This is a genomic window from Nocardia flavorosea NBRC 108225 (assembly GCF_001613385.1).
GTDB lineage: Bacteria > Actinomycetota > Actinomycetes > Mycobacteriales > Mycobacteriaceae > Nocardia > Nocardia flavorosea.
Genome location: NZ_BDCG01000024.1, coordinates 65,873 through 91,140, shown reverse-complemented (window position 1 = coordinate 91,140; position 25,268 = coordinate 65,873). Strand labels below are relative to the sequence as shown.

The 25,268-nt window shown below is 68.3% G+C and carries 24 protein-coding genes; 8 read left to right on the top strand and 16 right to left on the bottom strand.

What is annotated here, in order from left to right; all coding sequences use genetic code 11:
* Window positions 1–124: 124 nt before the first annotated feature.
* Together NFL01S_RS30725 and NFL01S_RS30720 are read left to right on the top strand one after the other, a co-directional pair.
* Complete coding sequence (locus NFL01S_RS30725) at window positions 125–1,048, top strand: hypothetical protein (protein ID WP_062979820.1); 924 nt, start codon at window positions 125–127, stop codon at window positions 1,046–1,048.
* Window positions 1,049–1,079: 31 nt separating this feature from the next.
* Complete coding sequence (locus NFL01S_RS30720) at window positions 1,080–1,526, top strand: SRPBCC domain-containing protein (RefSeq protein WP_084493397.1); 447 nt, start codon at window positions 1,080–1,082, stop codon at window positions 1,524–1,526.
* A 403-nt stretch (window positions 1,527–1,929) separates the two neighbouring features.
* Here NFL01S_RS30720 and gatA read toward each other — a convergent pair whose 3' ends face one another.
* Together gatA and gatC are read right to left on the bottom strand one after the other, a co-directional pair.
* Entirely contained in the window at window positions 1,930–3,402 is a 1,473-nt protein-coding gene (gene gatA / locus NFL01S_RS30715) for an Asp-tRNA(Asn)/Glu-tRNA(Gln) amidotransferase subunit GatA (protein ID WP_062979819.1), read from the bottom strand.
* A gap of 71 nt (window positions 3,403–3,473) precedes the next feature.
* A complete protein-coding gene (gene gatC / locus NFL01S_RS30710) occupies window positions 3,474–3,773 on the bottom strand; it encodes an Asp-tRNA(Asn)/Glu-tRNA(Gln) amidotransferase subunit GatC (protein ID WP_062979818.1) in 300 nt (99 codons plus the stop codon).
* A 247-nt stretch (window positions 3,774–4,020) separates the two neighbouring features.
* On the opposite strand from gatC, the gene NFL01S_RS30705 reads away from it, so the two are divergent.
* The gene (locus NFL01S_RS30705) at window positions 4,021–4,671 is read left to right on the top strand and encodes an ACT domain-containing protein (protein ID WP_062979817.1); all 651 of its coding nucleotides are present in this window, start codon (window positions 4,021–4,023) and stop codon (window positions 4,669–4,671) included.
* Between the two features lie 15 nt (window positions 4,672–4,686).
* Here the strand turns inward: NFL01S_RS30705 and NFL01S_RS30700 are convergent, their stop codons facing one another.
* Window positions 4,687–5,016: a hypothetical protein gene (locus tag NFL01S_RS30700; RefSeq protein ID WP_063916105.1), complete on the bottom strand. Its 330-nt coding sequence runs from the start codon at window positions 5,014–5,016 to the stop codon at window positions 4,687–4,689.
* 566 nt (window positions 5,017–5,582) lie between these two features.
* Here NFL01S_RS30700 and NFL01S_RS30695 point away from each other — a divergent pair.
* Window positions 5,583–5,786, top strand: a complete 204-nt coding sequence (locus tag NFL01S_RS30695) for a hypothetical protein (protein WP_062979816.1) — start codon at window positions 5,583–5,585, stop codon at window positions 5,784–5,786.
* Between the two features lie 21 nt (window positions 5,787–5,807).
* On the opposite strand, the gene NFL01S_RS30690 is transcribed toward NFL01S_RS30695, so the two are convergent.
* From NFL01S_RS30690 to NFL01S_RS30665, 7 genes are all read right to left on the bottom strand, one after another.
* Window positions 5,808–7,052 carry an AAA family ATPase gene (locus NFL01S_RS30690; protein WP_062979860.1) on the bottom strand — a complete coding sequence of 415 codons (1,245 nt, stop codon included), beginning with the start codon at window positions 7,050–7,052 and terminating at the stop codon, window positions 5,808–5,810.
* A 393-nt stretch (window positions 7,053–7,445) separates the two neighbouring features.
* Entirely contained in the window at window positions 7,446–9,587 is a 2,142-nt protein-coding gene (gene ligA, locus NFL01S_RS30685; RefSeq protein ID WP_062979859.1) for an NAD-dependent DNA ligase LigA, read from the bottom strand.
* 217 nt (window positions 9,588–9,804) lie between these two features.
* The gene (locus NFL01S_RS30680) at window positions 9,805–10,839 is read right to left on the bottom strand and encodes a methionine synthase (protein WP_062979815.1); all 1,035 of its coding nucleotides are present in this window, start codon (window positions 10,837–10,839) and stop codon (window positions 9,805–9,807) included.
* Entirely contained in the window at window positions 10,836–11,936 is a 1,101-nt protein-coding gene (mnmA, locus tag NFL01S_RS30675; RefSeq protein WP_062979814.1) for a tRNA 2-thiouridine(34) synthase MnmA, read from the bottom strand. Before mnmA ends, NFL01S_RS30680 begins: the two co-directional genes overlap by 4 nt.
* A 3-nt stretch (window positions 11,937–11,939) precedes the next feature.
* Window positions 11,940–13,166 carry a cysteine desulfurase family protein gene (locus NFL01S_RS30670; RefSeq protein WP_062979813.1) on the bottom strand — a complete coding sequence of 409 codons (1,227 nt, stop codon included), beginning with the start codon at window positions 13,164–13,166 and terminating at the stop codon, window positions 11,940–11,942.
* 192 nt (window positions 13,167–13,358) lie between these two features.
* On the bottom strand, window positions 13,359–13,511 hold the full coding sequence (locus NFL01S_RS35865) for a hypothetical protein (protein ID WP_157117131.1): 153 nt from the start codon (window positions 13,509–13,511) through the stop codon (window positions 13,359–13,361).
* A 294-nt stretch (window positions 13,512–13,805) separates the two neighbouring features.
* Window positions 13,806–15,020: a fatty acid desaturase family protein gene (locus NFL01S_RS30665; RefSeq protein WP_062979812.1), complete on the bottom strand. Its 1,215-nt coding sequence runs from the start codon at window positions 15,018–15,020 to the stop codon at window positions 13,806–13,808.
* 65 nt (window positions 15,021–15,085) lie between these two features.
* Here NFL01S_RS30665 and NFL01S_RS30660 point away from each other — a divergent pair, with 65 nt between their 5' ends.
* Window positions 15,086–15,265, top strand: coding sequence for a hypothetical protein (locus tag NFL01S_RS30660; RefSeq protein WP_062979811.1), 180 nt, complete (start codon window positions 15,086–15,088; stop codon window positions 15,263–15,265).
* 227 nt (window positions 15,266–15,492) lie between these two features.
* The gene (locus NFL01S_RS30655) at window positions 15,493–16,065 is read left to right on the top strand and encodes a hypothetical protein (protein WP_062979810.1); all 573 of its coding nucleotides are present in this window, start codon (window positions 15,493–15,495) and stop codon (window positions 16,063–16,065) included.
* Between the two features lie 109 nt (window positions 16,066–16,174).
* Here NFL01S_RS30655 and NFL01S_RS30650 read toward each other — a convergent pair whose 3' ends face one another.
* From NFL01S_RS30650 to NFL01S_RS30640, 3 genes are all read right to left on the bottom strand, one after another.
* The gene (locus NFL01S_RS30650; RefSeq protein ID WP_084493395.1) at window positions 16,175–17,038 is read right to left on the bottom strand and encodes a lysophospholipid acyltransferase family protein; all 864 of its coding nucleotides are present in this window, start codon (window positions 17,036–17,038) and stop codon (window positions 16,175–16,177) included.
* A gap of 61 nt (window positions 17,039–17,099) precedes the next feature.
* Window positions 17,100–17,927 carry a GNAT family N-acetyltransferase gene (locus NFL01S_RS30645; protein WP_062979808.1) on the bottom strand — a complete coding sequence of 276 codons (828 nt, stop codon included), beginning with the start codon at window positions 17,925–17,927 and terminating at the stop codon, window positions 17,100–17,102.
* A gap of 289 nt (window positions 17,928–18,216) precedes the next feature.
* Window positions 18,217–19,521 (bottom strand): NAD(P)/FAD-dependent oxidoreductase, encoded by a 1,305-nt coding sequence (locus NFL01S_RS30640; protein WP_062979807.1) that lies wholly within the window; start codon window positions 19,519–19,521, stop codon window positions 18,217–18,219.
* 110 nt (window positions 19,522–19,631) lie between these two features.
* Here NFL01S_RS30640 and NFL01S_RS30635 point away from each other — a divergent pair, with 110 nt between their 5' ends.
* Window positions 19,632–20,489 (top strand): LysR family transcriptional regulator, encoded by an 858-nt coding sequence (locus NFL01S_RS30635; RefSeq protein ID WP_062979806.1) that lies wholly within the window; start codon window positions 19,632–19,634, stop codon window positions 20,487–20,489.
* Between the two features lie 503 nt (window positions 20,490–20,992).
* On the opposite strand, the gene NFL01S_RS30630 is transcribed toward NFL01S_RS30635, so the two are convergent.
* The 3 genes from NFL01S_RS30630 to NFL01S_RS30620 all read right to left on the bottom strand — a co-directional run bounded on the left by NFL01S_RS30630 (window position 20,993) and on the right by NFL01S_RS30620 (window position 24,081).
* Window positions 20,993–21,292 carry a hypothetical protein gene (locus NFL01S_RS30630; RefSeq protein ID WP_157117129.1) on the bottom strand — a complete coding sequence of 100 codons (300 nt, stop codon included), beginning with the start codon at window positions 21,290–21,292 and terminating at the stop codon, window positions 20,993–20,995.
* 126 nt (window positions 21,293–21,418) lie between these two features.
* Complete coding sequence (locus NFL01S_RS30625; protein WP_062979804.1) at window positions 21,419–21,775, bottom strand: hypothetical protein; 357 nt, start codon at window positions 21,773–21,775, stop codon at window positions 21,419–21,421.
* 158 nt (window positions 21,776–21,933) lie between these two features.
* Window positions 21,934–24,081: a putative bifunctional diguanylate cyclase/phosphodiesterase gene (locus tag NFL01S_RS30620; protein ID WP_062979803.1), complete on the bottom strand. Its 2,148-nt coding sequence runs from the start codon at window positions 24,079–24,081 to the stop codon at window positions 21,934–21,936.
* A gap of 138 nt (window positions 24,082–24,219) precedes the next feature.
* Here NFL01S_RS30620 and NFL01S_RS30615 point away from each other — a divergent pair, with 138 nt between their 5' ends.
* Entirely contained in the window at window positions 24,220–25,026 is an 807-nt protein-coding gene (locus tag NFL01S_RS30615; RefSeq protein WP_062979802.1) for an SAM-dependent methyltransferase, read from the top strand.
* Window positions 25,027–25,268 lie beyond the last annotated feature (242 nt).

Here is a 25,268-nt window from a genome sequence, read left to right as displayed (position 1 = left end):
CCCCGGACCCTGGTGCGCGCAGGTTTGCCCGCCGGATGCGGGCGCGCCACCGTGCCCGCACCGGCCGGTACCGCCTACGGTGCCGTTCGGAAACGCACAGGCTCTGCCCTTAAGGTGTCCCACCATGGCTTCACCCAGTGACGATCACCGGCGCCGGAAACGGCGCCGGTTGCGGCGGATATCGCCACCCGCGCTCGCCGGCGCGGCTGTGCTCGGTCTGGCACTCACGGCGGTAACCGCTCCCGCTTCCGATGCCGTCGGTTTCGACGGTTCGATCGCGGGCCCCACCGGACTCGCGGTGGTAGGGCTGACTTCGGGTGATCCGGGTAAGGCTGCCACGGCGGCCATACCGCGCGACTTCGCAACCTATTCCGGCTACGAGCCGATCCTGCGGCAGGGTGTGCTCGTGGCACCCGACGGCGACTGTTCGTCACCGGTCGAATTGCCGCCGGAATTCGATACCGCCTGTATGGCCCACGACCTGGGCTACGATCTGCTCCGCTACGCCGACAGCGTCGGCGCCCCGCTCGGCCCGTGGGCGCGGCAGGAACTGGACCGCGCCCTGGGCGTGCGCCTGCATCAGGCCTGCGACGCCCATGCCGAGCCGATGGTGCGGACCCGCTGCGAAACTCTCGCCTCGGTCGCGGCGACCGCGGTGGAGCTGAATTCGCGCCGCCAGCACTATGGGGTGCCGGTGGCGGAAACCTTCACCCAGGCGGCGACCCAGGCCGCCACCGAACATCCGACTCAGCCGTGGCTGCTGCGGCTGGTCGCGCTCGGGCTGACAGCCGTTGCCGGGCTGGTCTTGGGCGTGCGGCGGCTGCACCGGCGGATCCGCCGCCCGGCGGTTGTCGGTATCGGCGATCATCGCGGCCTACCGACGCGGCCCGGCCATATCGTGGCATCGGCCCGCACCGCCCGGCGCCGCCCCCGTTGGGCGCTGCCCGGCCTGATCCGGCTGCCGGTGGCCCCTGTCGCGCTGCCGCAGCTTCCGCGGATCCCGGTATCCGGGAAGTCACCGGCCCGGCAGGGCCGGGCCGCCGGTTGACCCCGCCTATAACACGTTCTAGTTTGGGGGCGTGCTTGTTGTGGACGATGTGGTCGAAGTGGACGCCCCCACCGACGTGGTGTGGTCGGTCCTCACCGATTTCGACCGGTACAGCGACTGGAATCCCTTCATCGGTCGCTGCCGCGCGGACCTGACCGTCGGTGCGCCGATCGATATGCGAGTCCAGCAGCTGATGCCGCTGCCGATTCCCATGCGCGAATGGGTCCACACCGTCACCCCGGGCCGGGAATTCGGTTACTCGATGAAACCGATCCCGCTCGGCGCGCTGCGCAGCAACCGCACCCACACCCTGACGCCCCTCGCCGGCAACCGCACCCGCTACGAATCGCATTTCGAACTCGCCGGATGGCTCGCCCCCCTGGTCGGCCTGCTGTTCGGGCGCGGCTTCCGGCGCGGCTTCCCCGGTATGACCACCGCGGTGGAACACGAAGCCGAACGCCGGCACACGGCCCCGTAATCCTGCGTCGCTCGAGCCACCCCGCCGACGCCGCCTGAGTCACCTCACACGGTCTGAACCGCGCCGCAGCCCCCACGCCGCACAGAAGGGTAGGGCCGCGATTCGAAGCTGCCGAGCCACGGTCCCGCCAACCGTCCCTTGAGTGGTGTGCCAGCACTGCCAGGCAGTCGCGCGAGCCGGTTTCGATCCGCCCGTCACCACCCGGCGCCGGGGCCCGCGGCGGCTTTACCCAGAAATGTTCGCCGCCCTCGCCCCGGGCTCGGCGCCGACACCCCAGACGCGGGCGTTCCCCTGGCGGCGGCGCCGCCGAGCCACCTGTCGGTCCATCGAGGGCTGGCAGATACCCGCGGGCGGTGACCCGTGAAGGATCACCGCCCGCGACCACGATCTGTGCTTCTCGAGCTCAGGCGATCGGGCCGCGCGCCGCCTCATAGGCCGCGCCCACTCGGTACAACCGGTCGTCGGCCAGTGCGGGCGCCATGATCTGCAGACCCACCGGCATCCCGTCGTCGCGGCTGAGGCCCGACGGCACCGACATCGCCGGATGCCCCGCCAGGTTGGTGGGCAGCGTGCACAGGTCCGACAGGTACATCGCCAGCGGATCGTCGACCTTTTCGCCGAGCTTCCACGGGGTGAACGGGCTGGTCGGCGAGATCAGCACATCCACCTGTTCGTAGGCCTGCTCGAAATCGCGCGCGATCAGGGTCCGCACCTTGAGCGCCTGACCGTAGTAGGCGTCGTAGTAGCCGGCCGACAACGCGTAGGTACCGATCATGATGCGCCGCTTCACCTCGGGCCCGAACCCGGCGGCCCGGGTGGCGGCCATGACCTGTTCGGCGCTGTGCTTACCGTCGTCGTCGACGCGCAGGCCGTACCGCATGGCATCGAAGCGGGCCAGGTTGGAGGAGACCTCGCTGGGCAGGATCAGGTAGTAGGACGCCAGTGCGTACTCGAAATGCGGGCAGGACACCTCCACCACTTCCGCGCCGAGATCCTTCAGCACACCCACCGCGGCATCGAAGGAGGCCAGTACGCCCTGCTGGTAGCTGTCGGAATGCAGTTCCCTGACCACCCCGATCTTCACCCCGCGCAGATCCCCGCCCGCGCCCCGGCGCGCGGCCTCGACCACCGCCGGTACCGGCACGTTACGAGAGGTCGAATCGCGCGGATCGTGTCCGGCGATCACCTCGTGCAGCAGCGCAGTGTCCAGCACGGTCCGGCCGCAGGGCCCGCCCTGATCCAGCGACGACGCACAGGCGACCAGCCCGTACCGCGACACCGTGCCGTAGGTGGGCTTGGTGCCGACGGTCGCAGTGACCGCGGCGGGCTGCCGGATCGATCCTCCGGTATCGGTGCCGATCGCCAGCGGCGCCTGATACGAGGCCAGCGCCGCCGCCGAACCACCACCCGAGCCGCCCGGGATTCGCCCGGTGTCCCACGGATTCCTGGTCGGCCCGTACGCGGAGTTCTCGGTGGACGAACCCATCGCGAATTCGTCCATATTGGTTTTCCCGAGAATCGGGATACCGGCGGCACGCAGCCGAGAGGTCAGCGTCGCGTCATAGGGCGCCACCCAGCCTTCGAGCATCTTCGACGCGCAGGTGGTGGGCATATCGGTCGTGGTGAAAACGTCCTTGAGTGCCAGCGGCACCCCGGCCAGCGGTGAGGCCGGCGCCTTCCCGTCGGCGAGCGCCGTATCGACCTCGGCCGCGGCCGCCAGCGCCTGCTCACCGGCGATATGCAGGAAGGCGTGGTATTCGCCGTCGACCTCGGCGATCCGGTCCAGATGGGCCCGGGTCACCTCCACCGACGATACTTCCCGGTCGTGGATCTTGGCGGCGAGCTCGGCCGCCTCGAGCCGAGTCAGGTCGCTCATGCTCTGTTGATTACGCATGGACGAGGGCCCCGCGTGGTTACGCTGCGCTGCCTCTTCCGGGCCTGACTCGCTCATTCGCCCTCTCCCAGGATCTGCGGAACAAGGAACCGCTGGTCTTCACTGGCCGGTGCACCGGACAGGGCCTGCTCGGGGCTGAGCCCGGGACGGACCTCGTCGGGGCGGGTCACGTTCGTCACCGGATCAGGTGAGGGCGTGGCCGGAACGTCGGCGGCGGCCACCTCGGAGATGGTCGCCACATGGCTGAGGATCGAATCCAGCTGTCCGGCGAACTGATCGAGTTCGGCCTCGGACAGGGCGAGCCTGGACAGCCGGGCGAGGTGTGCGACCTCGTCGCGGGAGATGGCGGTCACCGCGAACCCCTTTCGGCGTGTAGTTCGGATACGGATCACGAGCAACGAACAGCCTAATGGTGCCGCCGCGCGGGGTCGGGCGCGAGGCCACAGGAGTACCTCGGGCCACCCGATGCACACCCTTCGCTATCGTTGCGCGGCGGTCAGCGCGCACAATTCGAGTCGATAACCGCCCGAAATGGGTGTAAGGATGGGCAGACCGGGTATTCGTTCAGAGCCTCGGCCGCAGAAGGAAAGGGAAACGCACGTGTCATATCTGCTCCGCGTGCAACTTCCGGATCGTCCGGGAAGCCTCGGGTCATTGGCGGTGGCGCTCGGCACCGTCGGCGCCGATATCCTCTCGCTGGATGTAGTCGAACGTGGCGCCGGGTTCGCCGTCGACGATCTGGTGGTCGAGATCGCCCCCAATGCCCTTCCCGATACGCTCATCACCGCCGCGGAATCGCTCGGCGACGTGCGCGTCGATTCGATCCGGCCCTATTCCGGTGTGCTCGACACCCACCGCGAACTCGAACTCATCGACAATGTGGCCAATGCCCGCGACGACCGCTTACAGGTTCTGGTCGACGGCATTCCGCGGGTACTGCGGGTCGGCTGGAGCACGGTGCTCGATATCGGTCCGCAGGGCGCTTACCGGCTGGTCGGCAGCCAGAGCGCGCCACAGACGCAGGCGGCCTCGGTGCCGTGGATGCCGTTGCAGAAACCGCTCGCCCTCGACGCCGACGCGGAGTGGGTGCCCGAGATCTGGCGCGATATGGATACCAAGATGGCTGCCGCGCCGCTGGGGCCGTCCAGTAAGGCGCTACTGCTCGGCCGTCCCGGTGGACCCGATTTCCGGCCGTCGGAGGTGGCGCGCCTCGGCTATCTCGCCGGAATCGTCGCCACCGTTCTGGGCTGAGGGGCCCGCCCGTAGCTACTTTCCGGGATCGACGATCTGCCACCGATCCGGTTTACCGGGCGGGTAGGCGACGGTGAGCGTATCGCCGATGGCCGGCCAGTAGGCCGCATCCCAGACCAGTCGGCCGTACACCACTTTTCCGGGTTCGGAAGGGCCGGAAAGGTTTCCGGTGAGGGTGACGAACTGCTCGCCCATCGCCTCGGGCCGGGGGCTCACCCCGGTGAGATACAGCGATCCGATCTCGGCGTCCTGCGGCATCGCGGTACCCCGCCGCCCCCGGAACACCAGGACCAGCATCCCGACCAACGCGGCCACCATGACCGCCAGCATCGCCAGTTCGAACACACCCCCATGGTAGGCGTACCGTGCCTCCCCTTCGCCCATGTACGCCGACACGCCACAGCGGCACAGGCGGCATGAGCCTCGGCGAAACGCCCGCACCCCGCCGATGTGGTCCGGTAGGAGCCCGCAGACAAGACCCTGGCCGGACTCCCGCGGCCCGGGGCACCCGGCGCCCGTAGGTCTTTCGTGAGGTCCGGCTCGAGCGAGTTTCCCTGCGTCGTCCGCACAGCTCCGGCTCTGTGGACGACCTGGCGCATCGCTGCTCGCGTAGTCCGGGGCCGCTCGACCCGTATCGCCGTCGACCGGCGGGGCCGCCCCGCCCGCTCGGAGTCGGACCTGACTCACGCAGTCACGCCGCGATACGGCACCTGCCCGCCGGCCCCGGGACGGCGGAATGTTCCCGCCGTACCCCGTGCACCGTAGAAAGGCCGGTCGGCCCCACCGGAAAGCTCCTGTTTGTGTGACACCACCGTCATCGGCGCATCAGCCCGCCATCACGGGGTATTCGGAGAGTACCGATGTGGAAGGAAACGATCGCCATGCCGGACTCATCGATTCGAGCAGGTGCCATGGGAAGCCGAGTAGTAAGCATTGTCGTCCTCGTCTGGTTCGTGGCGGGGCTGGTCGCCGCCGGGCAGCGCGGCTATTTCAACGAACCGCCCGCCGAGTGCTCCCACGTCGCGACCCTGGCGGTGACAGTCCTCGCCGGACCGCTGAACTACATGGGAATGAACCCGAAGATGGGGTGCACGATCCCGCAACCGAGCAGTTAGCGGGCCCGCGGCCCCCGGCCCTCAGGACATTGCGAGGGTGCTCGTACCGGCGTCGGACCGGCGGACGGTCCAGGTACCGGTCCGGGTCCGCGCCGAACGGCCGTTACCGCGGTCGACGAGGGCGCGGTCGCCGGTGGTGTACACCAATTGGGCACCGCGGGTGTTGGTTTCGGGGTTCTGGAACAGCTGGATCAGCCGGTCGGCCTCTTCGACGGTCAGCCGTGCGCCGATATCGTCGACCACGAGCACCTTTCCGGCGTCCAATGCGTCGAGTAGAACCGGAAGCAGTCGCAGCAGCGCCACGGTCGCCGAGGATTCCTCGGCCAGGGTGAACACCGGGTCCACACCGATGTGCACCAGCCGCAACCCGACACCGCGCCGCGCGACCATCCGCGTGTACAGCGCGTCGCGGGCATTGCGCATATTGGTCAATTCGCGGGCCAGTTGCGCCGCGGTGAGACCACTGTCCGATTCCAGTTGCGCCGCGTACGCCGCCGAGCCCGCCGCACGATCGGTCTGCTCGCCCAGGGCCGCGATATCGGCGTCGAGATCGCGCAGGTAGTCGGCGTACCCTGGATCGTTCTGCGCGATGAGCAGGTCGGTGATACCGAGATCGGCGGTCTGCAGCAGGGTGAGCAGGCGGGCAGCGTTCTCGGTGGACCGCGACAGATGCGCGCCCACCCGCAGCTCGACCGAATCGATAGCGCCGGTGCCGCGCGACACCTCGAACCTCGTCTCGAACCAACGGTAGGCCGGCACCAGCGCCTCGGCGTACATCTGCCCGGCCAGGCTCAACAGCAGCGCGTTCGGGCGCACCAGCGGTATCAGGGCGGTGATCCCGAACCGCGCGGCCTCGAACATGGGCCCGACCCGCACCGTCTCGCCTTCACGTTCGAACACGATCCGCTTCCGCGACCGCGGATGGCTGTAGAGCCATTCGGCGGCCACATCCGCGGCGTCCAGCCGGAATCCGTAGGTGTAGGGCGTCTCCTCGGCGATGAACACCGCCTCGAACTCGGAGGGCTGCCCGGTGTGACCGAGATGCGGTGCCCGCTCCGGGCCGGCGTAGGGATCCCAGCCCGTAACCGAACGCAACACCGCCTCGCGCATATGTCCCAGCGCGTCCACGAGGTTGGATTTACCCGCTGCGGGCCCGCCGTGTACCGCGGTCACGGGCACGGCCACCGAAGCACTGCCGCGGGTCAACCGCAATTCCTGTAGGTCGGCCAGCGATTTGTGGTTGGACACCCGAAAACTGCGCAGCATCCCGCCATCCTGCCGTGCCCGGCCACCGGACCGCAGCACCGGGATCGCGCCCGTGTCGCACCGGATTCCCGCTCCTACGGTTACGGCACCGCCGTTGTCCGGCGCACAGCCCCGACTGTGGACACTCCAGCGGTTCGATGAGCCGCACGGATGATCCCGGAGGTTCGGCCGTGGCCGACGGCGAGTCGGCTCGGGCGTAGGACAGCGAGCTCCCCGCCGTAGGAGCGGGGTGGCCGAACTCCGATCTCGGGACCGCAGAGGTCCGGCGGGTACTACGTTCCGACCTCCACGTCATGGACGCCCCGGGCCGGCAGTTTCGACTACCCGCTACCGCTGCCCCTCGGCCACGAAGGGGCCGGGACCGTCCAGAAGACACCTCCAGGTGACCGGACGCTATTTCTCCGGCATATCCGCCGCAGCGGATTCACCGGCCGGGCGCACCGCGTCCGGACCGGATTCGAGCAGCGTACGGAAGCCGTCCTCGTCGAGGATCGGGACACCGAGTTCTTCGGCCTTGGCGGCCTTGGAGCCGGGGGAATCACCGATAACCACGAAAGCCGTTTTCTTCGACACCGATCCGGCCGCCTTACCGCCGCGCTGCAGGATCGCCTCCTTCGCGCCGTCGCGGGAAAAACCCTGCAACGATCCGGTGACCACGATGGACAGGCCCTCGAGGTTGCGTGGGATCGATTCGTCGCGTTCGTCGGCCATCCGGACTCCGGCGGCGCGCCATTTGTCGACGATGGCGCGATGCCAATCGACGGTGAACCATTCCGCGACCGCGGTGGCGATGGTGGGACCGACGCCCTCGGCCCCCGACAACTCTTCCAGGGACGCCTGCTCGATTCGTTCCAAGCTGCCGAATTCGGCGGCCAGGGCACGTGCCGCCGTCGGTCCGACATGACGGATGGACAAACCGACCAACACCCGCCACAGCGGTACATCCTTGGCGGCGGCGAGATTGTCGAGCAGGCGGCGGCCATTGGCCGAGAGGCTGCCGTTCTTGTTGATGAACAGCGACACGTTCTGCAGCCGCTCGGTATCGAGATCGAACAGGTCGCCCTCGTCGGTGATCGCACCGGAATTCAACAGCGCGACCGCCGCCTCGTAGCCGAGCGCTTCGATATCGAAGGCACCGCGACCTGCCACATGGAACACCCGTTCCCGCAGCTGGGCGGGACAGGTGCGCTGGTTCGGGCAGCGAATATCGGCGTCGCCCTCTTTCTCGTAGGCCAGTTCGGTACCGCATTCGGGGCAGTGGGCCGGCATCACGAATTCGCGTTCCTCGCCGGTGCGGGCATCCACGACCGGGCCCAGCACTTCCGGGATCACATCGCCGGCCTTGCGAATCGTGACGGTATCGCCGATCAGCACACCCTTGCGCACCACCTCGGCGGCATTGTGCAGTGTTGCCATCGCGACCGTGGACCCGGCGATCACCACCGGTTCCATCACGGCGAACGGCGTGACCCGGCCGGTACGCCCGACGTTCACCGCGATATTGCGCAGCTTCGTGGTGGCTTCTTCGGGCGGATACTTGTAGGCGATGGCCCAGCGCGGCGCCCGGGAGGTGGAACCGAGCCGGCGCTGCAGCAGCAGCTCGTCGACCTTCACCACCAGACCGTCGATCTCGTGCTCGATATCGTGACGATGTTCGGCCCAGTAGGCAATCCGCGCGAGCACGGCATCGACCCCGGCGACCAGCTCGGTATGCGACGACACCGGCAACCCCCAGGCCGCGAGCGCCCGGTAGGCCTCGTGCTGGGACCGCGGGGTGAACCCGACGGTGCGCCCGAGTCCGTGGCAGATCATCCGCAACCGCCGCCGCGAGGTGACCGACGGATCCTTCTGCCGCAGCGAACCGGCGGCGGTATTCCGCGGATTCGCGTACGGCGGTTTGCCGTCGGCCACGATCGCGGCATTGAGCGATTCGAAATCCTCGAGCCGGAAGTACACCTCACCGCGTACTTCCAGCAGTTCCGGTACGGGGAATTCCGCGGTGGCCGTCAATGCGCCGGGGATGTCTTCGATGGTGCGCGCGTTGAGCGTGACGTCCTCACCGGTACGCCCGTCGCCGCGGGTGGCGCCGCGCACCAGCTTGCCGTCGCGGTAGACCAGATTCAGCGCCACCCCGTCGATCTTGACCTCGCACAGATAGTGCAGATCGGGGCCGGTTTCCTCCTCGACCCGCGCGGCCCACGCCCGCATCTCGGCCTCGGAGAAGGCGTTGTCCAGGGAGAGCATCCGCTCGAGATGATCCACCGGGGTGAAATCGGTGGCGAATCCGCCGCCCACCAACTGCGTGGGCGAATCCGGAGTCCGCAGATCGGGATACTGCTCCTCCAGGGCCAGCAACTGCTGGAACAGCTGGTCGAATTCGCCGTCGGAGATGATCGGCGCGTCCCGGACGTAGTAGCGGAACTGATGTTCGCGCACCGTATCGGCGAGTTCCTGCCAACGCGCGCGCTCCTCCCCGGCGGCCGGCGCGGGCGCGGCCTCGCCGGTGGAGGTATCCCGTTCGGTGGGGGTTCCGATCTCGCTCACATCTCGCAGATTAGTCCAGCCCGCCGACACTTCGGCTCACCGTAATGGCACGTCGCCGCCACGGGCCGGGCGAATCGACCCGCCCAGGGTACGGTCCGCGGTGAACTCGCCGGAACCCGGTCCGCCGAGGTCGCGCGACGGCCGTAGGCGGCAGAACCCACAACTCGTCACGGGCTCCCCACGCACCCGCAACCTGCGGCTCACGCGACTACTGCGGTACGAGTGACTCCGGGTCCTGTTCGAAGGCTTTCGCGGTGTCCGAGGTGAGCCGCAGTGCCTCGCGGGCCCAGCTCTGCGAGGCTCCGGCGAGCCCGCAGGCCGGGCTCACCGACACCTGCCGGGCCAGGGTCGCGCGGGGAAATCCGAGGCGATCCATCAGGCGGGCGCCCGGCTCGGCGATATCCTGCCAGCTCACCGGGGTCGCGGGGGCGCTGGTCGGCACCAGCCCGAGTACCAGGCGTTTACCCGCGTCCAGCGCCTGTCCGACCGCATCCAGACCAGCGGTCCCGGACAGCGTCGCGAGATCGAATCCCAGCGCGTCGGCCGCGGATCGGCGCAGGAAATCCAGCGGCGGGCGGTTCGCGCAGGTGTGTACCAGCGCCGGCACCCGCTGTGCGGTCAGCACCGCATCGAGGATCGCCAGTGCTTCCGGTTCGGGCAGGGCGCGGACCGTGTTCAACACGCTGGCCCCGCGCAGGGAACCGTTCAGCACGTCGGCCACCAGCGGTTCGTCCAGTTGCAGAACGACGTCGGTTTCGAGCCGGGTCGCGATCTCGGCGATATGCGCGGCCAATCCTTCGGCGAGCGAATCCGCCAGATCCCGCACGGCACCGCGGTCGGTGAGTACCCGGTGGCCGCCCGGCAGTTCCACCTGTGCCGCCAGCGTCAGCGGACCGGCCGCCTGTACCTTCACCGGTCGTCCCGACCCGCGCAGCCCAGCGTTCTCCCAGGCCTCCTGGAGCGCGTCCAGATCGGTGCGCAATAGGTCGTGTGCCCGCCGCGAAACCCCACCCGGACGCGCGGCCAGCCGATAGCCACGCGGGGTGGTGTCGAACCGCATATCCACCAGCAGGGCCGAAATCCGCCCGACCGTATCCGCGCCCACGCCCCGTACGGGCAGTTCCACCAGATGCGGTAGCGCCGGCAGCTCGCCGACGATCACCGCGGCGGCCTCGTGCGGGTCGGTCCCCGACCAGGAACCGACCCCTGTCGCCACTCCCGCCGGGAATTCGGCCTGGTTCATCGGGACGCGCCGGCAGGCGCCGTGCGCGCGGTGGCGGCGATGGTGCCGCTACCGAGCACTACATCACCGGCGGCGTCCGGCCGGTAGAGCACCGCGGCCTGACCACGCGCCACCCCGCTGAGCGGTTCGTGCAACCGCACCCGCAGCCCGTCGCCCACCGCTTCCGCAGTGGCGGCGGCGGTACCACCGTGTGCCCGGACCTGCACCACACAGTCGACGGGTCCGGCGGGCGCTGTGCCGTCGGTCCAGACAGCCCGCTCGGCGTCGATGGACCACACCTGCAGATCCTCGGCCGAGCCCACGTGCACGGTGCCGGAGTCCGGGTCGATCTCGGTGACATAGCGCGGTTTGCCGTCCGGTCCGGGCCCGGGCAGCCCGAGCCCCTTCCGCTGACCGATGGTGAATCCGTGCACCCCGTCGTGGCGGCCGAGTTCGGCACCGCCGGAGTCGACGATCGCGCCCGGCCGGATCCCGATCTTCGCGCCGAGGAAGGCGCGGGTGTCGCCGGAGGGGATGAAGCAGATGTCGTGGCTGTCGGGTTTGTCCGCCACCGCGAGCCCGCGGTCGGCGGCCTCCGCGCGGATCTGTGGTTTCGGGGTGTCACCCACCGGGAACATGGCCCGTTTCAGCTGTTCGGCGGTCAGCACCGCCAGGACGTAGGACTGGTCCTTGTCCGCGTCCACGGCACGGCGCAGTACACCGCCGGCCAGTCGCGCATAGTGCCCGGTGACCACCGCATCGAAGCCGAGGGCCACCGCCCGGTCGGCAAGCGCGGAGAACTTGATCTTCTCGTTGCAGCGCAAGCACGGGTTCGGCGTTTCACCCGCGGCATAGGCGGCGACGAAATCGTCGATCACGTCTTCTTTGAAGCGGTCGGCGAAATCCCAGACGTAGAAAGGGATTCCGAGCACATCGGCGGCCCGGCGGGCGTCACCGGCGTCTTCCTTGGAGCAGCAGCCCCGGGAGCCGGTTCGCAGGGTGCCCGGCGCGCTCGACAGCGCCAGATGGACCCCGACCACCTCGTGTCCGGCATCGACAGCCCGTGCCGCCGCCACCGCCGAATCGACTCCACCACTCATCGCGGCGAGTACGCGCATACGCTACGCACCTCCTCTCGCACCGGCCAGGCCGGCGGCTCTGGCTCGTTCCACCACTTGCGGTAATACTTCCAGCAGGGCCTCGACATCGGCCCGCTGTGAGGTGTGCCCGAGCGAGAACCGCAGCGATCCGCGCGCTTCCCGGGGCTCGACCCCCATCGCGATCAGGACATGGCTCGGCGAGGCGACCCCCGCCGTGCACGCCGAACCGGTGGAGCATTCCACTCCGGCGGCGTCCAGCAGCATCAGCAGCGAATCACCTTCACACCCGGGGAAGGTGAAATGGGCGTTACCCGGCAGCCGGCGGTCGTCGTGCGGGCCGTTGAGCACGGCGTCCGGAGCGATCCGGCGCACCCCGGCGATGAGCTGGTCGCGCAGCGCGGTCAGTTCCGCTGCCCGGCCGGGCATTTCCGCCACGGTCTGCCGCAACGCCGCGGCCAGTCCGGCCACGGCGGCCACATCGGAGGTACCCGAACGCAGGTCGCGCTCGTGCCCGCCACCGTGCAGCAGCGGAACACAGCCCACCTGCCGCCCGAGCAGCAGTACACCCACTCCGTGCGGTCCGCCGAGCTTGTGGCCGGCAAAACTCGCCGCCGCCAGCCCGCTCGCCCCGAAATCGATGGGTAGTTGAGCGGCGGCCTGCACCGCGTCGCTGTGCATCGGCACATCCGCCGCGCGCGCGATAGCGGCCAGTTCCTCGATCGGCTGGATGGCCCCGACCTCGTTGTTCGCCCACATCACCGTGATCAGCGCCACTTCACCGGGATTGTCGGCGAGTTCGGCGCGCAGGGTTTCGGGCGCGACGATGCCGTCGGAATCGACCGGCAGCCAGGTGACCCGAGCACCCTCGTGCCGTTCCAGCCATTCCACCGTGTCGAGCACCGCATGATGCTCGGTGGCACCGGCCAGGATCCGGGTACATCGGGGATCGGCATCGCGGCGAGCCCAGAAAAGACCCTTGACCGCGAGATTATCGCTTTCGGTACCGCCTGAGGTGAGGATGACCTCGGACGGCCGGGCCCCCAGGTCGGCGGCGATGGATTCGCGGGCCTCCTCCAGCCGCCGGCGGGCCGCCCGGCCCGATCCGTGCAGCGAGGACGCGTTCCCGGCCGACCCGAAGACAGCATTCATCGCCTCGATGGCGGCGGGCAGCATCGGTGTGGTCGCCGCATGATCGAGATAAACCGTCGTGGGCACACCGTTGACCGCACCCGGAAAAGCCGACTTCATGACCGGTAAAGCCTATCCCACCGTTGACCTGCATATCTTCCGGGCATCCTCGGCGTACTGCCCGGATCCCCTCACACGGCGAACATCCGGCCGGCCGCCGATATTCCCCGCGCCGGTCCGGGAAATCGACCGGCCGCCGGGATGGCAGCCGATCGCCGATCCGTGGCCGGGGCATTCGCCCGGCCCCCGCTGTCAGGGCCGCTCGGCGCCGTCTTCGGGGGTGGCGTCGCCCGCGGCCCGGTTCTCGGTCGTGGCGTTGGAGAACACCGGCTGATTCGCGACAGCCGAGGACGTATAGGCCTCGGGTTCCGCAGGGACGTGACTGAACAGATTGTTCTCGTGCATATCGATACTCCGGTCGTAGAAGGTTTCGCAGTCGATGCGCGGTGCGCGGTGGTCGCGGTGGCGACTCCTCCCGCCTCACCAGCGGGCCACCCGGCCCTGTCGCCTGCCCGCGGGACGGCGATCGTCCGCCGTGCACCGGGGCGCCCGATCGGGCGTAGTGGGCAGCGCCCGGATCCCGAACGGATCCGGTGCTGTGATGGATACTCCTGACTCGGCCCGAGCGGACCGGATTGCGCGTCATCCGACGGTCCGGACCCGCGCTGGAAAGGTCGCGGGGCCAGGGCCCTCTCCACCTTACTCTCCGTGACCCCGGGAAGTCGCCTTTCGCAGCCGCAGCGCGGTGCGCAGGCCGCGCGCCGGGGTGTGTTCTCCGATGCCGCCTGTGGCGTCGAATCGGCGTTCGGACGCGGTTTCCGGCGCATCGTCGGAGGTCGCGGTGAGCAGACTGTCCGGTAGCGCGAGCTTGTGGATGGTCCGCAGACTGAGCATCGTCTGACGGGGCAGCGATCCGGTCGTATACGGCAGATCGTATTTCTCGCACAGCGCCCGGACCCGCGCCGCGAGCTGGGGATACCGGTTACTGGGCAGGTCGGGGAACAGGTGATGTTCGATCTGGTGGGACAGATGCCCGCTGAGGAAGGCCAGTACCGGGCCGGCGTCGAAATTCGCGGTGCCGAGCATCTGCCGGAGGTACCAGTGCGCCCGGGTCTCCTCGGCCAGCACTTCGGGCTCGAATTTCTCCGCGCCGTCGGGGAAATGACCGCAGGCGATCACCGTGTAGGCCCACAGATTGCGAAGCAGGTTCGCCGTCGCGTTCGCGGCGAGCGTCCGGCGCCAACGGCGGCCGCTCAACGCCGGGAAGACCACATAGTCCTTGCCCACCTGCCGGGCGATCTTCGCCGCCAGCGCCCGCGCCGAGCCCGCCCCACCGGCTCGGCCACGACCGAATGTGCGTTCGAGATACCAGCCCTGCGAGGCGATCCCCCATTCGAAGGTGACCGCCAGCAGCAGATTGCGCAGCGGTTGCAGCAGATGACCGGGTTGCCACCGCTCGTCGCGCGTCACCCGCATGACACCGAAGCCGATATCGTCGTCCAACCCCAGCACATTGGTGAAGACGTGATGCCGGTAGTTGTGCGAATGCCGCCACTGCGCCGAGAGCCCGGCCATATCCCACTCCCAGGAGGTGGAGTGGATCTCCGGGTCATTCATCCAATCCCACTGGCCGTGGCTCACATTGTGGCCGATCTCCATGTTCTCGATGATCTTGGCCAGCGCCAGCCCACCGGTTCCGGCGAACCAGCCGCCGCGCCGCCGGCTGAATCCGATCGTCGCCCGCGCGGCCGCGTCCAGGGCGCGCTGGAAGGCAATGGTGCGCCGGATGTAACCGGCATCACGAGCACCTAGCCCGTCCTCGACATCACGCCTGATCTCGTCGAGTTCGCGCCCGAGTGACTCGATTTCGGTGCCGCTCAGGTGCGCATACACCGCCACCTGGCTGATCGCCATAGTTCTCTGCCCCACATTCCTGGGTAGTTGCCCGGATCCGGAGCCGGAACCGTCTGAAAGTACCGATGACAGTGGTCAGCCGGTGCCGCCTGCTGAAGCCGCCGCGCCGGGGCTACCCCGAGGGGATCCCGGGAAACACCCCGGACACTCTCGATTGCGGCGCCACCGATATCGAGAGCAGCAGGTTCGGCCTGTTCATGTCCACCGTAGCCGCATTCGTCCACGCCGGTCCACAACACCGGTAACGGGGCGTCGCGCCGGTTCCGGGATGCCGTGTACGTCGCCACTCGCCGGCAGAAACGGCTGGTAAGCAGCCCGAGGCGAGAGACGGAGCCGAGTGGAAGCTTCCCGTTCTGCGAACCTATTGAATGTGCCGTTGCTTAGCGGTACGGTAAAGAACGTATCGATGAGGCGCTCCAGCAGCGCTACCGCCCCGAAGGCCCCACGGGGCGCGACAAAGGAGGACTCTCCGATGAACCGAACCCCCGAACAGCGCACCCGCCGCATTGCCGCCCGGATCGCCGCGATCGCGGTCCTCGCCCTCGCGCCACTGACCGTTGCCACCGGCAACGCCCTCGCCGATCCCGCCGCGGCGACGGCGATCAGCGATTCCGACGACTCCAGCGGTTTCGGCAACGACGACAGCCACGGCTTCGGCAACGATTCGAACGATTACGGCACCGGCTGGGACGACGACGGCTTCGGCTGGGACGACAACGGCCAGTACGGCTATCGCGATCACAATCAGCACAACTACGACGGCTGGGACGACCAGTTCAACAGCGGGCACACCGATCGCGAAGGCCGGGACTCGTATGCGGGCTACAACGGTAACCGCGGTAGCGACTACGACGCCCCGGCCGATTGGGACAACCACGACAACCACAGCGGCGGCGCCCAGACCTGGAATGTGCCCAACCCCTACATTCCGCCCGCTCCCCCGGCCTTGCTGCCGACCCCGCCGGTGCACCTCCCGGCGTTGCCACATCTTCCGCTTCCCCTGGTAGGACTCCCGGGACTGCCCGGCACCGGCAGCGCCTTCTGATACCGCGATCTATGTTGCCGTTATACAGCGGTCCATTTACAAGCGATCCATCAGAAATGGCAGTTCGGCCGGGTCCATAACAGGACCCGGCCGTAAACCACCCCTTCGATCAGACAGGCGCCCGCACCGCCGCCCTCGTCAACTGTCGGCCGGCCGCGGCGAGCACCGCATGCGCCGCATCCGAGAGCTCCTCCGCCCGGACCGCCCGTTCACACCGACGCGCAAGATCGATCCTGTCGTCCCCCGCCGGCTCGACCGGGGCGAGCACGACCTCGGCCGTCAGCCCCCGCGCCCGCAGGACCCGGACCACCGAGCCGATCAGCGTATCGTCGCCGACGAAACCCGCCACCGTCGACCTGTTGCCGTGCGGATCCAGATACCGCAACCGCACCGGCTGCACCGGAGTCCCGGTATCCACCGCAGCCTGGAAAATCGCAGGGCGCAGTTTCCCGTAGGCCCGGCCGCACCAGGTGGTGCCCTCGGGGAAGAAGCCGATCCGTTCGCCGGCGGCGAGTCGCTGCCCGACCTGCTGCACCACCTCCGGCAACCGGCGTAGCCGCTCCCTTTCGATCGGCACGACCCGCATGATCCGGGCCAGCCGTCCGAGCAACGGCCAATCGATCAGATCCGCGCGCGCCACGAATGCCAGCGGCTGTACCGAGGCGAGGACGATGATATCCGCCCAGCCGATATGCCCGCAGGCCACCAGGACTCCGGTACCCGGCGGCGCGAACTGCGATCTGCCCTGCACAGGCCGCCGATCCACCACCCGCAGCCGGATCCCGCAGCTGCGTAACAGCATTCCCGCAAAGCGCCGCTGCACGCCGGAGCGGCGCGACGGCGGCGTGACGATATGTGCGAACGGGTAGGCGGCCAGAACCGACAGCGCACCGGCGGCCCGGACACCGGCACGCAGCACCCCGACCTGCGCGCTGTGCTGTACGCATCCCGCCACACACGGACTGGAGGGCATCCAAGAATGGTGCGGCGCAGCTACCCCGACGTGTTCTTCCTGCGTCCGAAGTGGCATCGGGTCACCGCCCGCCGTCGAAATTCGCCGCCGCGCCGCGTAAACGGTCCAGGTAGCGGGTGTTGATGGTCTCCAGCCCCAGCAGCACCACGAAATCGGCGACCGCGAAATCCGGATCGTGCGCCGGTTCCCCGCAGATCTCCGCGCCGAGCCGCAGATACCCGTTGAGCAGCGGCGGCAGTTTCGGGCGCGCGGGCGCGGGCAGATCGTCGAGCGCTATCCCGTCCACGACGACCGGGCGATAGGGCCGCACGCGTTTCTCCGGTGCACATGCATGTTTGGCGAGCAGTAGATCCCGCACCCCGCGCACATTGACCCCGGCCGGTTCGGCCGGGCGGTTACGCATGGGCACCGAGGCGCAGCCCATCACCCAGTCGTAACCGGTGAGCTGGATGTAGTGCAGGATCCCCGCCCACATGAGGGTGAGCACCGACCCGTTGCGATGGTCGGGCACCACACAGGCCCGGCCCATCTCCACGATCCGCTTTCCGGCCGGATCCAGCCGGGTCAGGTCGAATTCGGTCGCGGTGTAGTAGCCGCCGGCCGCCGCGACCCTGTCCGGGGGCAACATCCGGTAGCAGCCGACGAATTCGCCGGTGAGCTCGTCGCGTACCAGCATGTGGTCGCAATGGTCGTCGAAGCGGTCGGCGTCCAGGCCCGTTCCGTTGTCGGGGATCCGGAAACCGGGTTCATCGGCGAAAACGTTGTACCGCAGTCGCTGCGCCGCGATGCGATGGTCGGTATCGGAGGAGACGATCAGTGCGTATCGGGACCGGTGATCCTCGCTGCCGGCCGGTCGAGCCGGCGCTGTCAGCACGGACGTAATAGCCATACGACCTAGGAGGCCAGTTCGACACTGCGCCCGGGCATCCGTGAAGTGTCGTCGGCATGCCGGTTCGGTTAACGAGATACAGCTCACACCGGCCGTTTACCAGCAGCTTCCCGCGAGTTCGTCCACTGGGCGGCCCGTGGCCGCATCACGCCGGGAACCGAACGGCCACCTACCTCGTTGATGAATACGCCAATTCGGACGAACGACCCAGCCGGAGTCCGCTCAGCACGCCTCCGCACCAGCACATCGGCGATGGAAGTGGACGATTCGACCGCTCCCGGCTCCGGCGTTACGCGACGAATCGTTCCGGTTCCCGGGCACCGGCACGCCACTGCTCGTCGACCTCGTCGAATCCGGGCCGTCCGGTTCCGATGAACGCCACCAGCCACGACAACACCGCGGCGAAACGGTTGCGGAAGCCGACGAGGTAGAACAGATGTACCGCCAGCCAGATGAACCAGGCGAGGGTGCCGCGGAAACTGATCCGCTCGTTCAGCTTGGTGACCGCACTGAACCGGCTGATCACCGCCATACTGCCCTTGTCCCAGTACACGAACGGCGTACCGGGGTGCTTATCACGGCTGACGATATCGGCGGCGTGGCGGCCTTCCTGCATCGCGACCGGTGATTGTCCCGGATAGCCGTTGAGCGAGGTCATATCACCGATGGCATAGATATCGGCATAACCGCCGACGGTGAGGTCGGGGTTGATGAGCAGCCGCCCGGCCCGGTCGGTTTCACACCCGGTGGCTTCGGCCAGCATTTTCGCAAACCCGCCTGCCTGCACACCGGCCGACCAGACGATGGTTTCCGCGTCGATCTGCCGAAGCTGTCCGTCTTTGTCCTTGACGGTGACCTGCCCGGCCTCGATATCGGTGACGAAGGTGCCCAGCAGCACCTCCACACCGCTGCGGGTCAGCGATTTCTTCGCATACTCCGAGAGCCCGCCACCGAACGGCGGCAGGACTGCGCCGGCCCCTTCGACGAGGGTTACCGAAACCTCCTGGTGGAAGTGCCGCTTCGCCAGCTCTTTCAGCTGTCCCGCGACCTCGACGCCGGTGGCACCGGCCCCGACCACCACGAACGACAACAGCCGGCGACGGGTCTCCTCGTCGGCGTCGGCCGCCTCACGGAAAACACGTTCGATCTGCGCGCGCAGCAGCTTGGCGTCGTCGATGGTTTTCAGCGAGTAGGTCTTGTCGGCGAAATCGTCACGTCCGAAGTACGACTGGCTGGCGCCCGTGGCGGCGATCATCGACCCGTAACGGATACGCCGGGCGCCCTCGGGGGTCTCGTAGGTGAGGATCGCGGCATCGGGCTCGATATCGGTGACGTGGCCCAGCCGGACATCCGCCTCCTTGTGCCGGCGCAAGATGTTCGCAATGGGGGGTGCGATCTCCTCGGACGCCAACACCCCGGTGGCGACCTGGTACAGCAGCGGCTGGAACAGATGTTCCGGCGTGCTCGAGATAAGGACGTAATCGACGCCCGCCTTCGCCAACTGCTTGGCGGCGGCGAGCCCACCGAACCCCGATCCGATGATCACGACATCCGCGTACTCGACGCCGGCGCCGATTTCCGTGACGTTCTGCATGACAGCCTCCTTCACTCATTACTAACCGTCATCCAGAACGCAGATATTTCAGGGTTCAGGGCGCATAATTGAGATGACTCTTATCTGATCTCGTCATGAATGGGGTAGAGATGGAACTTCGCCAGCTCACGTACTTCGTCGCGGTGTGCGAGGAGCTCAGTTTCAGCCGGGCCGCGGCCCGCTGTTTCATCTCGCAATCGGCGATCAGTCATCAGATCGCCCGGCTCGAACACGACCTCGGCGTCCAGCTCTTCGAACGCTCGACCCGATCGGTCGTCCCCACCGACGCGAGCACAAGGCTACTACCGCTGGCGAAGCAGATGCTAGGTCTGGAATCCGCGATCCGGGCCTCCATCCGCACCACCGGCCCCAGAATACGGCTGACGGCGAATATGTCCTTCGCCACACGATCGCTGACCGCTATCGCCGGAGCCCGCGAAGCGCACCCCGGTGCCGAGATCGAATTCGTCATCAAACCCTTCCGCCAGCGGGTCGCGGCCGTGGCCGACGGCGATTGCGATCTCGCCCTGATCCGCGGCAGCGTCCAGCAGGCGGGCCTCATCGTCGAACAGTTGTGGGTCGAAGACCTCACTCTCGCCGCCGCCCCCGCCCACCCGCTCGCCGGGCGCACCGATGTCACCCTGTCCGAACTGAGCGCCTACCCGCTGCTACTCCCCCCGGAATCCGAGCAGGTCCTCATCCACAATGTCATCCGCGCCGCCTTCGCCGACCTCCCCGTCGGCCCCACCTACGGCCCGCCCATTCCCCCCGACCACACCGCCACCATGGAGTTGATCAACCACCCCGACGCCTGGACCGCCCTCTACGCGAACAGCTCCACCGAAGGTATCGCCACCCTCTCCCTCGCCGACCAGCGCCTGCGTATTCCGGTCTCCGCGGTACTACGCGCCGACACCCGCCGCACCCCCATACTCGCGACACTGCTGGACGGATTGCACGGGGCGTAGCGGCACGCACCCCAGCCGCGAACTGTATCCCACGCAAACAACGGCTCCGACGGGCCACAACACGGAGTCGGACGCCCTGCGATATGCGCTGTCCCGTTGCGACCGCCGGTTTCGTCCGACACGGCCCGGCACAGTCACGGGTGCGCAGATCCGGTAGCACATACCTTCCCGGCACGAGTTCCCCTACGTTCCGGTCGATCATCGCCACCGGGCCACTCCGGAGGCACTGCCCGCACCTCCCTCGGAGCCGAGACAGGGACCGCGCCGCAACACGCTCGCACCATGGGCGATGAACACGCCCGACACGATCACGCCGGGCAACCGACCGGCCCGGTGCCGTGGTGCGCCGGGCCGGTCGTGCTCCTGCGGCCGGGCAGTGACCGCCGGGAGCGGTGGCACCACCGGTTCACGGCGGCGGTGTCACCGGGAAACCCGAGCGGCGAGGGACCAGATCTCGGGTTGTCTCGTTACCGCCCTGCGACGGTGGATACCCTGTTGCCGGGCTATCGACGGTCGGTGCGCAGCACCACCCCTTCGGGTGCCGGCCGGATCTCTCCGTTCTTCAGGATGATCACGCCCGGGCTGCCCGGCGGCAGCTGATAGCCCGGCAGATCCCGACCGAGGTTCTCCCGCAAGATCACCCGGTCGATATCGGGCCGCTCCTGGCCGTTGACGATGATCTTCTTCTCACCGGGCCCGGGATGCGCGCTCGCGACTCCGGCACCCGCCACGGCCGCGCCGACGACGCCTATTCCACACACCACAGCGGCGAAAACTCTGCTCGCCGGTTTCAGCTTTCTCACGGAACTCCTTGTCACGTCGTATTTTTCGCCGGCCCGATGACCGGCTTTCCGATGTCTGCGACGTTAGTTCGCTTCCCTGTGGCCCAGCTGCGAACCGAGCTGGGAATGAGCTGGGGAGCGCGGCCTTTACCGGCCCCTCGTACGGAGTGGATCCCACGCTCGACCGCAACAGAAGTCACCGTCGCAGGGGCGACCCACCTCGCTGCCGTAGACGGCGAAATCACGCAGCGGCGTGAGGATGCGTTCGGCGGTGGCCGGAGCCAGCAGGGGCGCCGACCCGATATTCATCCGGCCCCAGGCCGGGGGTACCTGTTCGATGTCGTATCGGACCACACCGTCGATGAACAGTGTCCACAGGCAATGGTCCGGAAACGGATTGATCCGCAACACCCACCAAAGCCCGTCGACCTCGGCGGCCAGCGGGAACCTCCGGTGGCCCGTACCGCGCCACTGCGGCCGGGCCTGCGATTCGTATTGCGTCATCACCCCAGTATCCGCCGCCACCGTGCTCGACCACGGCCGCCGGCCGACAGGCGACGGCCACGCTCGCTCCGGCCCTACCGGCCGGCACCGGCCGCGGGCTCCCGCACCCGCTCAGCACGGCGGGATCCGCCTCATCCACCGCGCACCCGGCGGTCGCCTCAGACGGTTCCGCCGACAGAACCGTGACGATCGCGCCGTTGCCCCTCGAGCAGTTCCGTCACGCCTTCCTCGGTCAGCGGCCGGTGGAAATACCAGCCCTGCGCGGTATCACAGTGCAGGGCCCGCAACTGTTCGGCCTGGAACCGGGTTTCGACACATTCCGCGGTGGCGGTGAAACCGAGCGCGTGCGTCAGGCCCACGATCGATTCCAGCACCACGAAATCGGTGGCACCGGCGCTGTCGCGGATCCGCTGGACGAAGGGGCCCGCCAGTTTCACCACCTGGAGTGGTAGCTGGCCCAGGTACGCCAGGTTGGAGTAGCCGGTGCCGAAATCGTCCAGTGCGATACGTACCCCCGCGTCCGCCAAGGCACGCAGGGCGGCCAGCGGTCCACCGTCGTCGGCCATGAACGCCCGCTCGGTCAGCTCCAGTTGCAGCCGATGCGGCGGGATCCCGGTCTCGGTGAGGGTTTTCTCCACTCGGGTCAGCCAGGACGGGTCGGCCACCTCCACCGCGGAGACGTTCACACTGATGATCGGCGCCCCCTCGGGGTCGAGGTCGTACCAGCGCCGGGCGGCGCGGCACGCCTGCATGAGCACATAGGCGCCCAGGGCCATGATATGGCCGTCGTCCTCGGCCAGGTCGATGAATTCGACGGGTGAGAGCACTCCGAGGTCGGGATGGCGCCACCGCACCAGCGCCTCCACGGCGTCGATCCGGTCGCCGGACAGGGGCACGATCGGCTGGTAGTCGAGGAAGAACTCCCCGGCGGCCAGGGCCTCGGGTATGGCGGCGGACAGTTCGGCCCGGGCGTGTTCGCGGCGGCCGCGGGCGGGGTCGAACACCGCGTAGCAGCCGCGGCCGGCCGATTTGGCCCAGTACATAGAGGTATCGGCGGCTTGCAGGAATTCATCCGCATCGGCCCGGTCCGAGCGTTCCTCCATCACTCCGACACTGGCGCCCACCCGTAGGCGCTGACCGTTGATCTCGAAGGGGTCGGCGAAGGCCGCCAGCACGGACTCGGCCAGCGCCGCCACCTCACCGGGGTGGCGGGGGTCGGGCACCAGGATCACGAACTCGTCGCCACCCATCCGCGCGACCAGCTGCCCGGGCTCGGTAACACATTTCCGCAGCCGGTCCGCGGCGGCGACCAGCAGCTCGTCGCCGACCGCGTGACCATAGGTGTCGTTGACGGTTTTGAAATGGTCCAGGTCCACGTAACACAGGCCGACACCCGAATCCGGTGCGGTGAACGCTTCGGCGAGCGCGTCGAACAGATAGGACCGGTTGGCCAGACCCGTCAGCTGGTCGTGGTGGGCCCGGTAGCGCAGGCTCGCCTGCAGTGCTCGCTGCTCGGAGATGTCTTCCACCAGCACCAGGGTGTACTGCGGGTTCCCGCGCTCGTCCCGGATGAGGGAGACGTTCAGGTTGGTCCACACCGCGTGCCCGTCCCGATGCGGGTATGCCTTCTCCAGCCGGACACTGTCGCAGCCGCCGGCCATCAGCATCCCGTACAGCTCCCACATTCCCGATTCGTCTTCGGGGTGCGCGAGATCGGTCACCAGCATGCCGCACATCTCGTCGGGGCGATAACCGAGCATCTCCGCGAACGCCGCATTGACTTCGATGATCCGGCCCGTCATATCCGACAGCCCAGTACCGACACCTGCCTGTGCGAACACGCCGCGCATGCGCGCCTCGCTGGCCCGCAACTGTTCTTCGGCGGCGCGCCGGGCCGCGATTTCGGCGGCGCGGACGCTCTCCTGTTCGGCGAGCAGCCAGGCGCGGAAGGCGCGCAGATATCCGTTGGCGAAGGCCCCCAGCGTTGCGACCACGCCTGATGCCGGGACACCGAGGGCGGCGAGATGGGTGCCGAGAACATCGATACTGCGGCCCAATACCTCATCGCCTACGAGATGGGCGCGGGCGAGTTCGGCACCGGCTTCGGCCGCACGCCCCGGGTCCGGCTGTGGTGTGGCGGCGGCGCAGATCTCGGCCGTCAGCCGGGTCAGCAAACCGGCGGTTTCGGCGGCACTCATCGGCACGATGTGATCGCGCGCACCCTCCCGCAGCACTGTCATCCATCGGCCGGCCAGGTCGGCATACGAGCCCTGGGGTAACGCACCGGGCCCGGCATCCCAACCCATGGGTTCCGATGCTAGCCGCAAGCGGCCCCGGATGTGGAACGTACCCACTTCCCACCGGGATCGGTTACCATGACGGCCACCCGGGTCGCCAGGCTTCGCCGACGCCGAAAACGTTGGCGCGAAAGGACATACCGACCGATGACCAGACCCAGTTGGGCCCCCGAAGGTATCGACCTGGATCGCCCCAGCGCATCCCGCGTCTACGACTATTTCGTCGGCGGTATGCACAATTTCGAGATCGACCGGCAGCTCGCCCAGCAGATCGAGACCTTCACCCCGAACGTCGCCGAAACCATGCGCGCGAACCGAGACCTGTTGCGCCGCTGCGTCCGGTTCCTCACCGATCAGGGAATCGAACAGTTCCTCGATATCGGCTCCGGTATCCCGACGGTCGGCAACGTGCACGAGGTCGCGCAGGCGGCCGATCCCTCGGCACGGGTCGTCTACGTCGATATCGATCCGGTGGCCGTCGCGCACAGCGCGGCCATCCTGGCCGACAACCCGAACGCGGCCGTGGTCCAGGCCGATGCGGGCCGGCCCGAAACGATCCTCGCGGACCCGTCGGTCCAGCGCCTCATCGACTTCGACAAACCGGTCGCGGTGTTGCTGCTCGGCGTCCTGCATTTCGTCACCGACGATGCCGACCCCGCCGGCTGCGTCACCCGGCTCGGCGCCGCCGTCCCGGCGGGCAGTTATCTGGCGATCACCCATGCCACCGCCGACGGGCAGCCGGCCGAGGTTCTCGAGGCACAGAAGCTGTCCGGCCGGACCTCCACGGAGATCGTGCTCCGCACCCACGACGAGATCGCGGCCTATTTCACCGGCTGGACGATGCTCGACCCCGGGCTCGTCCACCTTCCGCTGTGGCGGCCCGAGCACCCCGACGATATCGGCGAGCATCCCGAACGGTCCGGGGCATACGGCGCGGTCGCCCGCAAGGACTGATCCGGAGACCTACACACCGGCGAGTGCAGCACTCGGTCGGTCGAAATCGCTGCGCAACCGGCCATTCGGGTGACGACCGCACGCTGGGCGCTGCCGGGCTCGAAGGCTGCGGTTCCGGACGGCCACCGCGTCCATGGGCTGCCTGCCGAGTCCCGGTGGGCGCCGTAGTGCTTCTGCCGGGCCGGGCTCCCGATTCTTCGCTGTTCACCGGGGCGATAACCGAGGCCGAGCGACTGCGGCGG